We start from the raw sequence: 14,974 nt of genomic DNA on the forward strand, positions 1-14,974 counted from the left end.
GTTTTGATTCAAACTCAAGCTATTGCTAGCTTTCCGTTTTATTGTTTTTCTTTTGTCATTGACGATTTATCTATTCGATAAATCACCCTGCACGTTTGGTTCGTCTTCTTTAATTTTCAAAGGTCTTATTTGTCGCTCTCGCGACAACTATCTTAGTTTATCATTTCTTCAACTGATTGTCAACACTTTTTTGAAACTTTTTTAATTTCTTTTTTCGTGTTGTTTTGTTTCAGATTTGACAACTCAATCATTCTATCATCTTCAACTTGCTTTGTCAACTCTTTTTTGAAACTTTTTTTCGTTTCTTTTTCGTGATAACTTGGCTTGTTTTGACAACTCATTCATTCTATCATCTTACCTTGCTCATGTCAATACTTTTTTTATTTTTTTCTTTTTGACTTGAGTTCTTTTGTTTATTGCCAAATTCAAGTTGAAGTTAGCCACCTTACCTTAATCAAACTCAGATGTTTTACTCTCTTGGAGTAAGCAATTGATTTCATTTGATAACAGGCTTGAAGCAGTTAGGCTAGATGGTCAAGGCTAACCGTAGCCTTGGTTTAGCTACCAAAACAGTTTCAAGGGTTCCTGTTGTCAAAATAAATCCATTTTATGGTATAAGAAAACTCCTCTGTGCTATACTTGTAGTTCACCACAAACACAAGGAAAGGTACAGAATTGCAAAAATATTATACACCAAAAGGAAAACATTTGACAATTGATAACCGTCGCCTGATCGAACGGTGGAAGAAGGAAGGCAAGTCTAATTGTGAAATTGCTGGTTTACTTGGAATGGCTTCTCAGACCATTAATAACGAGATCAATTTTGGGTACAACCTTATAACAAGTGCGAAGAGGGATATATAAAAAGGTCTACTCAGCAGATTACGCACAGACTGTTTACCAAAACAATCGAAAGAGGTCGGTAAAAAATTAATCTTAACCAAAGAAATCAAAGAAAAGATTTTACACTATCATAAACAAAAATTTTCACCCGAAATGATGGTTAAAAAGAAACAAATTCCAGTGGGGATTTCAACTATTTACTATTGGTTTCACAATGGACACTTAGTATTGAACAAAAAGGATATGCTTTATCCTAGAAAAGGGAAAAGTGTTAAGAAGCAAGCCATTCCTAACTTTAAGCCTGCTGGAAAATCCATTAAAGAACATCCTGATATTATCAATCTTCGTTTGGAAAATGGTCATTATGAAATTGATACCGTTCTACTGACCAAGCTGAAAAATTATTGCCTGTTAGTCTTAACTGACCGACGGAGTAGGCATCAAATTATATGGTTAATTCCAAACAAAACCGCCGAATCAGTCAATCAGGCGCTGAAAGGAATCTTGAGAAAACATCGCATCCTGTCTATAACTGCAGATAATGGTTCAGAGTTTAACCGTTTGGCTGAAGTGTTTCCTAAGGAACACATTTATTATGCACATCCCTACTCTTCATGGGAGAGGGGAACGAATGAAAATCATAATCGATTGATTCGGAGATGGTTGCCTAAAGTAACCAAAAAATCTTCTCCAAAAGAAGTCGCTTTTATCGAAAATTTGGTGAACAACTACCCTAAAAAATGCTTGGACTACGAGTCACCGAGTGAATTTCTTTTGGGTGGCTAACTTCAACTTGAAATTTGGCGAAGAAATGCCTTTGGTTTCAGGAAGATGAAAACTTTAAAAAACGGATTTTGATTGCTTTGAACAGTGAAAAGGTCTGTGGAGAGCCCTTTTCAGCTTATCTCCTAAAAACAAGAAAGAGATAAAGAAAGAGAGAACGAATTTCGGAGCCCACTGAAAAAGTAACCTCTACAGTTCAACTAAAATTAAAAAAGAGGGATCTATCTCCTGCTGGGATAGATTCCTCTTTGCTTTTCCCTATTTTTGTTTGATTAGGGCTATAATCCTTTTCATATTCACCACAAATATGGTTGTAGCTGCTTGCAACTCCATGTTGAAAAGACCTGATGCCCTAGCCACATCAAGACCATGTCTGTTTTTAAGTTCTGCATTTTTGGCTTCTATCTTGTAGCGATGTTTCACCTTTTCTTTAGAATAGGGCGTTTCCTGAAACCTCTTCTGAAAGAGATGTTCATCGCTCTTAAGGGTTATCGAATATGTCTTAGTCCTTGCTCCTTCTTTAACAGTCCACTTTTGAAGGGCAGGTTTGGCAGTGCTGGATGTCAAAATAGTGGGTTTCCTGAGAATTATATTTTCCCGCCGTTCGCCCTGTCTTTGCCTTTCTTGTTGCCATATGGCCCTCAGAACAAACAAAGAGACCTGCATCTTTGTTATAGAAAAACTCATCTTCCTTCCTACGAAAGCCTTTTGAAACAGCTGGATGTAACTTAGCGACTAGATGTACACGTTCTTTCTTGGTAAATTGAATATTATCCTTCCCAGAATAGGCCTTATCCCCAACAATAGCTTCGATTGTTACACCATTCTCCTTAGATTTTTGATACAATTCTTTTAAAACAGGACCATCACTTTTTTCACCAGACGTCACAACACAGGCTGTGATAATACGTTCATCTGTCATAGCTCATGCTCTTTATACCCGTAAAAGGAAATATTCGCTGACTTATGACTAATTCTTGCATCTTCCTTGACAGAGGACTCCAAGTGCTCTAAGTCATCCTCCACAGCTTCTTTGAGGTAATTAAACTTTTGTGAAACAGCTGGTATCCTAGTCAATTCGTCATGCTTCTCAGGGACGGATATCAATTCTTGTGTATATCTTAATTCAGCTACTAGAGTATCTTCCTGAGGCTTACTAGGAAATTCTCTCTTGATATCTTCCGAATACTGGTAAATTGTTTTACGCAAGGCTTTTGAGCGTTCTCGGAGGACTTCTTGGGGTTTCTTGTGATTGTAATGAGCTTTGGTATGGGTCGCATCCACAATGAGAATGTTACTTTTAATCAGACCGAGCTCTAGCGCAATCTGAACGGATTTAGTGATGAGCAAATCAAGTAACCGTTCATCTTTGATCCGATGTTTGCGAAATTTAGTCAATGAGGACGATTCAATAACAGGGTCTTCTGGAGCTAAACCAAGAAAGTATTTGAAGGCCATATCAGAATAGGAGCGCTCCACCACATCCACATCGGATAACTGATAGATGTCTTTCAATAGGAGATCCTTGAACATCATGATAGGAGAGTAGGCACGACGTCCAAAGTTAGGATGATAATTTTTTTCTAGCTCATCATAAATAAAGCTAAAATCACACAGATCTGTTAACTGACGTAAGAAATGAGTCTTAGGAACAACAATATCATACAGAGTAGAATAAGGACTGACATCTAAAGTCAACTGATTATCAAGCATACCATCACCTCACCTTTAGTATAGCAAAAAAAGCCATCATACGATGACTTTTTCAGTGGGCTCCGAATTTCGTCCTCTCTAGGTGTTAGCATTTTGTCTACCCACTACAGTTGACAAAGAGCCCAAATTAAATTCTAACGACTTTATCTTCAATCTGAAACGAGCAACTCCTTTTTGGATTGCTCGTCTTTTGTATATAAGTAGCTAGTTTTATCCAGCCTTACTCTATTTTGTTTTTTATAGGATAATAAGAGTATCTTTTTCAGATTACCTGTATACTAGTCTTTCGTATTAATTTTCTCTTTAACTTCTTCATAAGAGAGAGGATGAACATCTTCGTCATCGTGTTCAATATTCTCTGGCATTTTGCCTGTTTCATAGAGAGATTTAATCTGAACACTGTCGAGAGTTTCGTATTTGAGCAATGCTTCTGCGATTAATTTATGAGTTTCGCGATTAGATTGAATAATTTCAGCTGCTTTATTGCGTGCTTCGTTTAACAGATCACGTACTTCATTATCTAATTCATAAGCAGTTTGTTCTGAGATGTGTTTATGAGTTGTCTGGCCACCAAACATAGCATGACTACCTTCATACTGCATTGGTCCCATTTTTTCACTCATACCATATTCAGCAACCATAGCACGCGCCATTTGCGTTGCTTGCTCAAAGTCATTTGAGGCACCTGTGGTTTGAGTATTAAAGATAATTTCTTCTGCCACACGACCACCCATAAGCCCAGCCAATTGCTCCTTCATATCTTCTTTAGAAAGTAGCATTTGATCTTCTTTAGGAAGAGCAATCATGTAGCCACCTGCACGACCGCGAGGTACAATAGTAACTTTATGAACTTCGCGAGCATTTGACAAAACAAGTCCAACAATCGTATGACCAGCTTCGTGATAAGCCACGATTTCTCGTTCCTTAGCTGAAACTTGACGGTCTTTCTTGGACGGACCAGCAATAACACGGTCTTCTGCTTCATCAATATCTGACGCATCGATGACAGTTTTATTTCGACGTGCGGCTACAAGGGCTGCTTCGTTAAGAACATTTTCCAAATCAGCACCAACAAATCCTGGTGTTTGTTGAGCTACTAATTTCAAATCAACATCCGGAGCCAGAGGTTTGTTTTTAGCATGAACTTTAAGGATTGCTTCACGGCCCTTGACATCTGGGCGACCAACCAACACTTTACGGTCAAAACGTCCAGGACGAAGAAGAGCAGGATCGAGAACATCACTACGGTTGGTTGCAGCAATGACGATAATACCTTCATTGCCTTCAAAACCATCCATTTCAATCAAGAGTTGGTTAAGGGTTTGTTCACGTTCATCGTTACCGCCACCCATTCCGACACCACGTTGGCGACCGACAGCATCAATTTCATCGATGAAAATAATAGCTGGTGCCGCTTTTTTAGCATCTTCAAAAAGTGAACGAACACGGCTGGCACCGACACCGACGAACATTTCTACGAAATCTGAACCAGAAATGGAGAAGAATGGCACACCTGCTTCGCCTGCTACAGCCTTGGCAAGCAAGGTTTTACCTGTTCCTGGAGGTCCCTCCAACAAGACACCTGCCGGAATACGGGCACCAAGTTTGGTAAAGCGTTTAGGATCTTTCAAAAATTCTACTACTTCTACCAATTCTTGTTTTTCTTCTTCTGCGCCCGCAACATCAGAGAAACGAACTTTGATATTGCTCTGTTCAAGTGCTTTAGCTTTGTTTCGCCCAAAGTTCATGGCACCTCGAGCTCCACCACCGCCTTGGTTCATCATCATCATGAAGAATACACCGACAATGACAAGCGGCAACAAATTAAAGATAATATTTAACCATAGCCCATTAGAACTTTCTGGCTTAATCGTTACCTTAACACCATTTTCATTTGCTAGGGTTTGCAATTCTGATAAGTTTGTTTCAGACGGAAGAATTAGAGATTTGAAGTTTTTATAGGTGACAGAATTTGAGACTTGGAATAACTTAATGGAAGAGGCAAGCTCATCCTTAGCTGTTTGTTCTGTCTTATACTTACCTGTAATTTCAATAACGCTTGAATCTGGTTGATAGGTCAATTCCGATACATTGTTATTCTTAAGTTCAGTAATAACTTGTGAATAGCTAATTTCTTGAGTAGCAACCTGCTGACCGGCATTAAAGAACTGGAATGCTGTTAGAATAGTCGCAATAACTAGAATAATGAGAAAAGGATTTTTAATAAATCCTTTATTTGGTTGATTGTTCATAATATAGTAGGAAACCTTTTTCTATTTTGTATAAACTTCCTCTTTTAGTACACCAACATAAGGAAGGTTACGGTAGTTTTCATCGTAGTCTAATCCAAATCCAACTACAAATTCATTTGGAATAGTGAAACAAGTATAGTCTGGCTCAATTTCAACTACACGACCTTCTGGTTTATCAAGTAATGTAGCAATCTTGATTGAAGCCGCTTGACGGAATGCAAAAAGCTCTTTCAATTCCTTCAAGGTACGACCAGTATCAATAATATCCTCAACAAAGATAATATGACGACCAGCAACACTATTGTCCAAATCCTTGATAATCTTAACGGTACCGCTGCTTTCCGTTCCACCATGATAACTTGAAACAACCATATAGTCCGTTTCGATATGCGTATCAATATGCTTCATCAATTCTGCCATGAATGGAATAGAACCTTTCAAAATTCCAACAAGAATAGGGTTCTTGTCCGCGTAGTCATTTGCTAGAATTTGACCAAGTTCTTTGCACTTTGCAATAATTTCTTCTTCTGAAACAAGAATTTTCTTAATATCTTTGTCCAACATAGTTGTTCTACTCTTTCATTTTAATATATAAGGTAGCTTTGATTATATCATTTTTTATTGATTTACTCAAATCACTGCTAGCAAGATTGGCAATTCCATAAATTTCACCAGCTTGTTCAATGATAATAGCCTCTTGTCGAACTTTCTGCGGTATTTTATTGTCAATAAACCAGCGACGGAGTTTTTTAGTGACGCCGTTTATTCGGATAGTATCTCCCGCCTGTCTTCCTCGTACTAGAATGGGTAGATGACTTGGAAAATGCAAAACCTGCTCTGCATCTTCCATTGGGTGATTGAGTGAAAAAATATACAAACCATAAGAAAAAATACCTTCTGATTCTATCATGATTGGTTCTATTTGCTCATCCGTCTGAGGTCCTATTTTATAAATTTTGAAACTATCATACTCTTTTTCTAGAATATAATTATTTTTTAGTAGATGTCTATAATTCGCTTTTGTTTGCAAAATATGAAGGAGCTCATTAAATTGCGGACGTGATAGTTGCAAATCAGGGAATTTCTCTACATACTCCTCTAGCAAATAAGTCTGTACAGACTGGGTTTGCTGTCGAAAACTTGTCAAATCTGTAACAGACAAATCTTTTGTTAAATCTCGTAACGCCTGTAATAGAGTACTGGTATCACCTGCCAGATTATTGAGAACAAGCTCAACTTTAGGATTTTCCTGTTTGAATTGTGGTAAGTAGGTATTCCTTACCCTATTTCTGAAATAGTTTAAACTTTGATTGCTAGCATCTTCAAAATGAAATACATTGTTAAAATCAGACTTTTTAAAAGACAAGAGTGGTCGAATGAGTTCTCCGCTTGCAAAGGGTTGGATAGGCTGAATGGCAGACAGATGACGCAAACGACTTCCCCTAATCAAACGCATCAAAACTGTTTCTGCTTGATCATCAGCATGGTGGGCTGTGACAAGAGCAGTATACCCTTTCTGCTCCATGATATCCGCAAAAAATGCATAACGCCATTTCCTAGCTGCTTCTTCTGAAAACCTTCCTTCAAAATGCGATAGATAAAAGGGGATTTTGCATTCTTCTGCCAATTGCTTGAGATGATTCTCCTCAAGAATAGCTTCCTCCCGTTGTCCATGATTTATATGGGCTATACCAAGTTCAATCCCTAGTTCTTTCCGGAATTCGTATAAGAGGTGAAATAAATTCATGGAATCCAAGCCGCCTGATACAGCCACTAAAACTTTCTTATGTTTATCAAAAAAGTGACCATCCTGTGTCACTTTTAAAAATTTATTTTTCATTTACTTTAAAATCCCGTAAACATCATTTGCAATTTGTGTAATCTCATCATAGCTTGATTTATCCGTGAAAATAGATAAAACAAAGGGAGATTCTGCATAAACAATGGCTACATCATGTCTAAAATCGTAGGCATCACCAATTTTATGAGCAACTGGTACAGGAATATCTTTTGGAATACGTTGGTTGTCAAAATTGGTTTGCTTCATACTCTCTAAAACAAAACCACCTTGATGATAAATCGCTTCCATGACCTTACCTGCAATTTCTGCCGATGTTTCACGTGTAACCATATCCCACTTTTGACCAATGATAGATGTTAAACTATGATTAAAATCCTCATCAAATTGATTGGCTACATAGTAACCTACAATGTTACTTGCCACATTATCTGATTCTTTTGTAATTCTGTTTAATAAATCACTCAGTAGATAGTCTTTATTGTCAACAACTTTGCTGATAGAGCCACTTCCAGCAGCAGCATAAGCCCCATCGTAATCTTCCGTTTCTTTAATGTATTTAAATTTATCCTCCAAAGAAAATTTATTCAAATTAAGTTGACTTTGTGCATAGTACAATGTTGGTAATTTCGAGATACTTGCAGAATAGAATTCTTTATCCTGGTTTAAACCTGTTTCATTTCCCGTAGATAACTGTTTTACATAAATTCCTAGATTTGATTTATTATATTTTTCCTGTAGCAGTCTCTGGACAGCCTCTATTCTATTATCAACCGATGATAAGGCAGAAAGAAGAAGCCATCCCTTACCCTCAATCCAACCAAATTCTCCTCTATGCGTTCTTGCAATTTTAGAAATTTTAACAGATTGATAAGGACTGAGAGTATGTTTCACATCTGTAGCTAGGCTAGCGATCGGGGAAGAAACCAAGCGAAATCCCTGTTTTAGCCAGTAATTTTTCTCAACAACTTCTTCAGATAAAATAACATCATCGAAGAGAACTTCATGACTTGCTGCAATAAAACTACCATCTTTTATTTGAAATACTTTTTTATTTTGAGCATTAATAAATACACCTATAATACTGATTTTTTGATCAGGCTTGATTGTATGAGATACCTTACTTAATTCTATATCCTCATATACAAAGGTATCTTCGTATACATTGGGATATTGGGGAATATATTGAAAATCTTGACCATATACTACATTGGTGACCTCATATCGATCAATAGTAGATAGCTCTGCAGGTATCTCTGTACTATCAACTACTTGACTGCCCAGCAACACTGGCAATAACCATACCAATGTTATCAGCTTGTCCCTCATCGTTTCTTACCTTTGTTTTCTTCTATCTTTAATGATTGATTTTTCTTAGATAATTCTTCTAATTTCTCGTCGGAAAATTTTAAAAATTGTCCTGTAATTTCCATTATAGACTGCCTCATCATGGTAACCCTGGGATATTGTAAACAAATTCCCCTTCCTTTGAATACTGGTATTTTGCTCGAACATATTTTGCAACGTATTCCTCATCCTGTAGCTTAGCAACTATTGCTTTTTCTTGTTCTTGCTCTTTTGCAAGAGTGTCGTATTCATTTACAAGTTCTGCTAATTTTTTTTCTTGCTTCTGCAAATAAATATAAGAACCTACTAAATTATATGTTGGAAGCATAAAGAGAAACATAACTAAGACAAGTATAGCTGCCATGAATCGATTTTTTTGTTTCTTTATATCATGTTTACTTTGAACTTTTTTACGCTCTGATTGAATAAAATCATTATTCAATTGTAGGATTTTAGATTTTCTCATCCGCTTCTATCCTTTTTTCACTGATGATTTCATACATTTTCAGTGCATCTTCTTTTTTTGTTGAATCTTTCATTTCAAGGACCTTCACAGTTAGCAACTTATTGCCGAATTGGATTTCAACCTGATCATCAATTTTTAAATCTGTTGAAGATTTGGCCAAAATACCGTTGACTTTAATTCGTCCTTTATCAGCAACTTCCTTAGCTACCGTTCTCCGCTTGATAATGCGAGAAACTTTTAAATATTTATCTAGTCTCATATTTTTACCTCAACTATATATTTTAACATTTTTTTATTTAATTGAGAAATTTATTCTGCTTTTCTGGTCTTGACCTCTTGTAGTTTTTCAGCAAAAGCAATCAATTCTTCTAAAATCTCATAGTCTTTTTTCTGCTGAACATTAAAAATAACTGCTAGTTTGCCTTTATTTTCCGTTATTTGAGCCTTTAATTTAGTAGCAGATAAGGCTTCAAAATAATCTTGTGTTAGGAAAAATTGACCTGCCATTGCTTCAAATGTAACCGTCACTTGATGTTGTCGTCTGAGAACCGTATGGCAGAAAACTTGGTCAAGATAGGACTTAAGTAGACCAATTTCCAGCAAGTAAGCAACAACGTCTGGATATTCTCCAAAACGATCAATCAATTCTTCCTGTAAACCTTGATAATTTACACGACTGTCAATATTCTTGATACGCTTGTAAATTTCAATTTTTTCTCGTTGGTCTGAAATATAGTCACTTGGCAGGTAGGCATCAATCTGTAAATTAACCTCAGAATTACTTTTCTGACGTTGAGCAGACTTCCCTTGTTTCTCCAAGATTGCTTGTTCTAAGAGTTGCGAGTAGAGCTCATAACCAATTGAATCGATAAATCCTGACTGAGCAGCACCTAAAATATTTCCAGCACCCCTAATCGACAAATCTTGCATGGCGATTTTGAAACCGGAACCTAATTCTGTAAAGCCCTTTATAGCCTCCAATCGTTTTTCAGCTACTTCTGTCAAGGACTTGTCTGGACGGTACATGAGATAGGCATAGGCGATTCGACTAGAACGACCAACACGCCCCCGAAGTTGATACAAAGTTGACAATCCCATGTGGTCCGCATTTTCTATAAATAAGGTATTTGCATTTGGAATATCGACACCAGTTTCAATAATCGTTGTGGTCACTAGAATGTCATACTCACCTTCTACAAAGGCGTAGAGAGTATTTTCTAATTGAATCTCCGACATTTGTCCATGAACATAACCAATTGAAGCTTCTGGAACCAGTTCTTTCAATTCTGAAACTTTTTGTTCTATAGTGTCAACTTTGTTGTAAAGATAGTAAACTTGCCCACCTCGATCGATTTCACGGAGAATAGCATCTCGGATAACGGAAGGATTTGTTTCCATGACATAGGTTTGAACAGGATAGCGATTAGTCGGCGGTGTTTCTATGACTGATAAATCTCGGATTCCCAACATAGACATTTGTAATGTTCGAGGAATTGGAGTTGCAGTCAAGGTCAGGACATCTATTTTTTTCTTGAGTTCCTTCAAGCGTTCCTTGTGCTTGACACCAAAGCGTTGCTCTTCGTCAATGATCAGTAAACCTAAATCAGCAAACACAACATCTTTAGATAAAAGTCTATGAGTACCAATGATGATATCAACTTGACCTTTTTTCAGCTTTTCTAGCGTTTTTTCTTGCTCTGCTTTTGTTTTAAAACGACTCAAGACATCGATATTGACAGGAAATTCAGCAAATCGTTCCTGGAAATTAGCATAGTGTTGTTGGGCTAAAACTGTGGTTGGAACAAGGATAGCTACCTGTTTGCCATCATTAACAGCCTTGAAGGCGGCCCGCATGGCTACCTCTGTCTTACCAAAGCCGACATCCCCAACTAGAAGGCGATCCATTGGAGAATCTTTTTCCATATCCTTCTTGATTTCATCAATAGAACGGAGTTGATCATCAGTTTCCACGTGTGTAAAGTAGTTGTCAAATTCCACCTGATTGTCATCGTCTGGCGAAAAAGCAAAACCTTTCAGTTGGCTACGCTCAGCGTAAAGCTTGATCAAATCATCCGCAATGTCCTCTACCTGCTTCTGAACCTTTTGCTTGGTTCGTTGGAAACGACCATCGTTTAGTTTATTTACTTTTGGAGCCTTTCCGTCAGATGCCAAGTATTTTGAAAGAAGATCAATCTGCTCAACGGGAATAGAAATGCGATCTGCATTTTGATATTGAACCGTTACATAGTCACGGTGGATACCTGAGATTTCAATGGTTTCTATCCCTAAATATTGGCCAATCCCGTGGACATGATGAACAACGTAGTCACCAACAGCTAGCTCACTATAATCTTTAATGCGCTCAGCATTGGAAATATTTGTTCGACGGACCTTGCGTTTGATTTTTTTATTAAAAATCTCTTTTTCAGTGATAAGTACTAACTTCTCATCCATTAAATGAAAGCCAGAAGCTAACTGACCAATGGTCAATTGATGCTGACCGTCTACTAATTTATCTGCTGCATGTACTGGAAGATGGATATCATACTCTTGTAAAGTTTTCTGTAAAGTCTGTAAACTTACATCAGAACTCGCTTGAATAATGACTGTGTTTTTTGATTTGCTATACCGGGCTAGTTCTTCTTTCAGTAGTGGAATTTGATGGAAAAATTCCTGCATAGGATGCTGGGTAAATTGGTAAAGAGCATCGAATTTTACATTTCCTAACCCCTTTTGAAAACTTGAAAAGAAGGTAGCTGGTTTGTATTTTCTCAATTCAGCGTAAGTTGAGGCAAAATAATTCAAACTTGACACTGATTTACCCTTCTGTAAATCATCTGTCAACAAGTCTGCAATTTCTTTTTCAAATTGAGCCTGCTTATCTGCGATTTTATGGAAATCATCCAGAAATAAGGGAGAACTCTTTGGCAAGTAATCCAACAAGGTCCATGATTGTTCATAGATACAGGACAAGAATTTACGCAAATCTGGATGCCGGTACTCCGTCTGCATGTCCGCTAAAACTTCTCGTAAATAAGACTGTTGCTCCTCTAGGGTCGATTGGTCAATGGCTGTCTGAATATATTGGCTAGCTCTGCTATAGTCTTCCGAAGACAAAATGATATCGGAAGCTGGAGAGATGGATATATTTTCAAGATTTTCTAAGGATTTTTGACTGTCAACATCAAAGATACGAATACCATCAATCTCATCTCCAAAAAATTCTATTCGATTAGGAGCTTCTGCTTGCATGTCAAAAATATCTAGAATATCACCTCGTTGGCTAAATTCTCCCTGAGTTAAGACACGAGCTACCTTTTTATATCCGATATTGATAAGTTGCTTTACAAGATTGTCAACTTCTATTTCTTTTCCAACTTCCAGTCGGATGTTAGAAGCTTTAAAAACCTCTGGATTTGGTAACAATATCCGACAGGCAGCCACACTAACTACTAGAATTCCTGATTGAGCTGGATTGGTCAAAAAATTCAAACTATCAATTCTTGACTGAGTTCGTTCTTTTGATGCAAAGACAAATTCCGCAATTGGACTATCATCTGTAAAAAAGTTGTAAACATTCTCACTTCCAACGATGGCTGTTAAATCTGCAACTAATTTCTCTGCTTCATTTTGAGTAGCAGTCACAATCATTATTTTCTCAGCCATACTATCATAGGCTGTCGCCATTACCAATGACTTACTAGTTCCGGATAATCCTAAAAGTAACTGACGTGTTGATTGATTCAATCCTGACTGCCATTGATTGATTTGCTTGTTCTTATGAAGTAAATCGAGTATATTCATTATCCGTTAAACTTTCTCATAATGGTATCAAAGTCATCTTCTTCTAGATATACATTGACAGCCTTGTCAAGTTTATCTAAGGCCAAATCAATCTCAATACGATCCTCTGTATCAAAGCCAGACAAGACATGATTTACAACGCTCATTTTTCCTTTGGGACGGCCGATGCCGATTTTAATGCGGTCAAATTCTTGTGTTCCAATATGCTTGACAATGGATTTAATCCCATTGTGGCCACCAGCTGATCCTTTTTGACGGAAACGGATTTTTCCAACAGCCATATCCAAATCATCATAAGCCACCAAAATATCAGTCTCATCTAGACCATAATAGGCCATCAAGGCATGAACAGCCTTACCCGATTCATTCATGAAAGTCGTTGGTTTGACCAGGTAAATTTTTTCACCGTCAATAAAGGTTGTGGCAATGTCTGCTTGGAAAATCTTATCGTGACTAAAGGTCACATTTTCACGTTTGGCAATCTTATCCAGCAACATAAAACCAACGTTATGTTTTGTTTCAAAATAACGGTCTCCGGGATTTCCCAGACCGATGATCAATCGTGTCATTTTTTTCTCCTTACATACCAAAAGGCTGGAAAATGCTTTCCAACCTGATTTTCTATTAGACGTTAAAGCGGAACTCCATGATGTCCCCATCTTGAACCACATATTCTTTTCCTTCTTCTCGAAGGCGTCCTGCTTCTTTAACAGCCTTCTCAGAGCCGTAGGTCATTAAATCATCGTAGGACATGGTAACGGCACGGATAAAGCCTTTTTCGAAGTCTGAGTGGATAATACCAGCACATTGAGGAGCTTTCATGCCACGCTTGAAGGTCCAAGCACGCACTTCTTTTTCCCCTGCGGTAAAGTAAGTTCCAAGTCCAAGCAAGTGGTAGGCTGCACGGGTCAATTTATCCACGCCAGATTCTGTCAAGCCGAGGGCTTCCAAAAACTCCCCCTTGTCCTCATCGTCCAACTCTGAAATTTCCTCTTCAGCACGCGCAGAAATTACTACAACTTCTGCATTTTCTGTTGCCGCAAAGTCACGGATTTGCTGAACATAGCTGATAGACTCAGGATCAGCTACCTTATCTTCATCGACATTGGCAACATAGAGGACTGGCTTGGTCGTCAAAAGGAAAAGTTGCTTGACGATTTTTTGTTCTTCATCTGTGAAGTCAACTGTACGGGCAGATTTTCCGTCCTCTAGGACAGGTTTGATTTTTTCAAGAACTGCAAATTCTGCGACAGAATCCTTGTCTTTTTGCGTACGGGCCATTTTTTCTACACGCGCATAACGCTTGTTGATGCTCTCTAGATCCGCCAAAATCAATTCTAAGTTAATAGTATCAATATCTGCGATTGGATCCACAAAGGCGTCTTCACGGCCTTGTTCACGCATGACATTTTCATCGTCAAAGGCACGCACCACGTGGACAATGGCGTCAACCTCACGGATATTGGCCAAGAATTTATTTCCAAGTCCTTCACCTTTAGAAGCACCTTTTACGATACCGGCAATATCAGTAAATTCAAAAGTCGTTGGGACAGTCTTTTTAGGGGTGATGAGTTCTGTCAACTTCTGCAAACGCTCATCGGGCACTTCCACCATGCCGACGTTTGGATCAATAGTCGCGAAAGGATAGTTTGCAGCTTCAGCTCCTGCCTTGGTAATTGCGTTAAATAGGGTTGATTTACCAACGTTTGGCAAACCGACGATTCCTGCTGTTAAAGCCATGTTTTTTTACTCTCCAATTAAAAATTCAATCATGACTATTATAGCAGAAAAGTAGAGAAAAAGCTTGCTGTTTGGCAAGCTTCGTTAAAAATAATGCTTAAGCTAAATTCTCAAAGTAAGTTCTAGTCTGTCTTAAAAACTGGAAATTAGACTGAGACAAAGAAATAAGGTAGAACTTACTATGGGACAAGTTGGCAATCGACAATGAAAAACAAACACTTAACTCTC

The 14,974-nt window shown here is 37.8% G+C and carries 10 protein-coding genes and 2 pseudogenes; 1 reads left to right on the forward strand and 11 read right to left on the reverse strand.

The window, feature by feature from the left end; genetic code table 11:
- Positions 1 to 675 precede the first annotated feature (675 nt).
- Positions 676 to 1,629: pseudogene (locus NF418_RS10085) on the forward strand (IS30 family transposase).
- Between the two features lie 255 nt (positions 1,630 to 1,884).
- Here NF418_RS10085 and NF418_RS10090 read toward each other — a convergent pair.
- From NF418_RS10090 to ychF, 11 genes and pseudogenes are all read right to left on the reverse strand, one after another.
- A pseudogene (locus tag NF418_RS10090) lies at positions 1,885 to 3,339 on the reverse strand (IS1182 family transposase).
- A 278-nt stretch (positions 3,340 to 3,617) separates the two neighbouring features.
- A complete protein-coding gene (gene ftsH / locus NF418_RS10095) occupies positions 3,618 to 5,591 on the reverse strand; it encodes an ATP-dependent zinc metalloprotease FtsH (protein WP_256779507.1) in 1,974 nt (657 codons plus the stop codon).
- A 21-nt stretch (positions 5,592 to 5,612) separates the two neighbouring features.
- Positions 5,613 to 6,155, reverse strand: coding sequence for a hypoxanthine phosphoribosyltransferase (gene hpt / locus NF418_RS10100; RefSeq protein WP_256779508.1), 543 nt, complete (start codon positions 6,153 to 6,155; stop codon positions 5,613 to 5,615).
- Between the two features lie 7 nt (positions 6,156 to 6,162).
- The gene (gene tilS, locus NF418_RS10105; RefSeq protein WP_256779509.1) at positions 6,163 to 7,431 is read right to left on the reverse strand and encodes a tRNA lysidine(34) synthetase TilS; all 1,269 of its coding nucleotides are present in this window, start codon (positions 7,429 to 7,431) and stop codon (positions 6,163 to 6,165) included.
- Complete coding sequence (locus NF418_RS10110; protein WP_256779510.1) at positions 7,432 to 8,718, reverse strand: serine hydrolase; 1,287 nt, start codon at positions 8,716 to 8,718, stop codon at positions 7,432 to 7,434.
- Positions 8,715 to 8,822, reverse strand: a complete 108-nt coding sequence (locus tag NF418_RS10115) for an SP_0009 family protein (protein ID WP_373325959.1) — start codon at positions 8,820 to 8,822, stop codon at positions 8,715 to 8,717. Before NF418_RS10115 ends, NF418_RS10110 begins: the two co-directional genes overlap by 4 nt.
- 14 nt (positions 8,823 to 8,836) lie before the next feature.
- Complete coding sequence (locus NF418_RS10120) at positions 8,837 to 9,202, reverse strand: FtsB family cell division protein (protein ID WP_172000178.1); 366 nt, start codon at positions 9,200 to 9,202, stop codon at positions 8,837 to 8,839.
- Entirely contained in the window at positions 9,189 to 9,461 is a 273-nt protein-coding gene (locus tag NF418_RS10125) for an RNA-binding S4 domain-containing protein (protein ID WP_105109312.1), read from the reverse strand. Before NF418_RS10125 ends, NF418_RS10120 begins: the two co-directional genes overlap by 14 nt.
- A gap of 50 nt (positions 9,462 to 9,511) precedes the next feature.
- On the reverse strand, positions 9,512 to 13,006 hold the full coding sequence (gene mfd / locus NF418_RS10130; RefSeq protein WP_256779512.1) for a transcription-repair coupling factor: 3,495 nt from the start codon (positions 13,004 to 13,006) through the stop codon (positions 9,512 to 9,514).
- Positions 13,006 to 13,575, reverse strand: coding sequence for an aminoacyl-tRNA hydrolase (pth, locus tag NF418_RS10135; RefSeq protein ID WP_029944234.1), 570 nt, complete (start codon positions 13,573 to 13,575; stop codon positions 13,006 to 13,008). Before pth ends, mfd begins: the two co-directional genes overlap by 1 nt.
- A 55-nt stretch (positions 13,576 to 13,630) precedes the next feature.
- Positions 13,631 to 14,746 carry a redox-regulated ATPase YchF gene (gene ychF / locus NF418_RS10140; RefSeq protein WP_024389193.1) on the reverse strand — a complete coding sequence of 372 codons (1,116 nt, stop codon included), beginning with the start codon at positions 14,744 to 14,746 and terminating at the stop codon, positions 13,631 to 13,633.
- Between the last annotated feature and the right edge of the window lie 228 nt (positions 14,747 to 14,974).

Origin of the sequence: Streptococcus suis, from assembly GCF_024509555.1 — a bacterium.
Classification (GTDB): Bacteria; Bacillota; Bacilli; order Lactobacillales; family Streptococcaceae; genus Streptococcus; species Streptococcus suis_AD.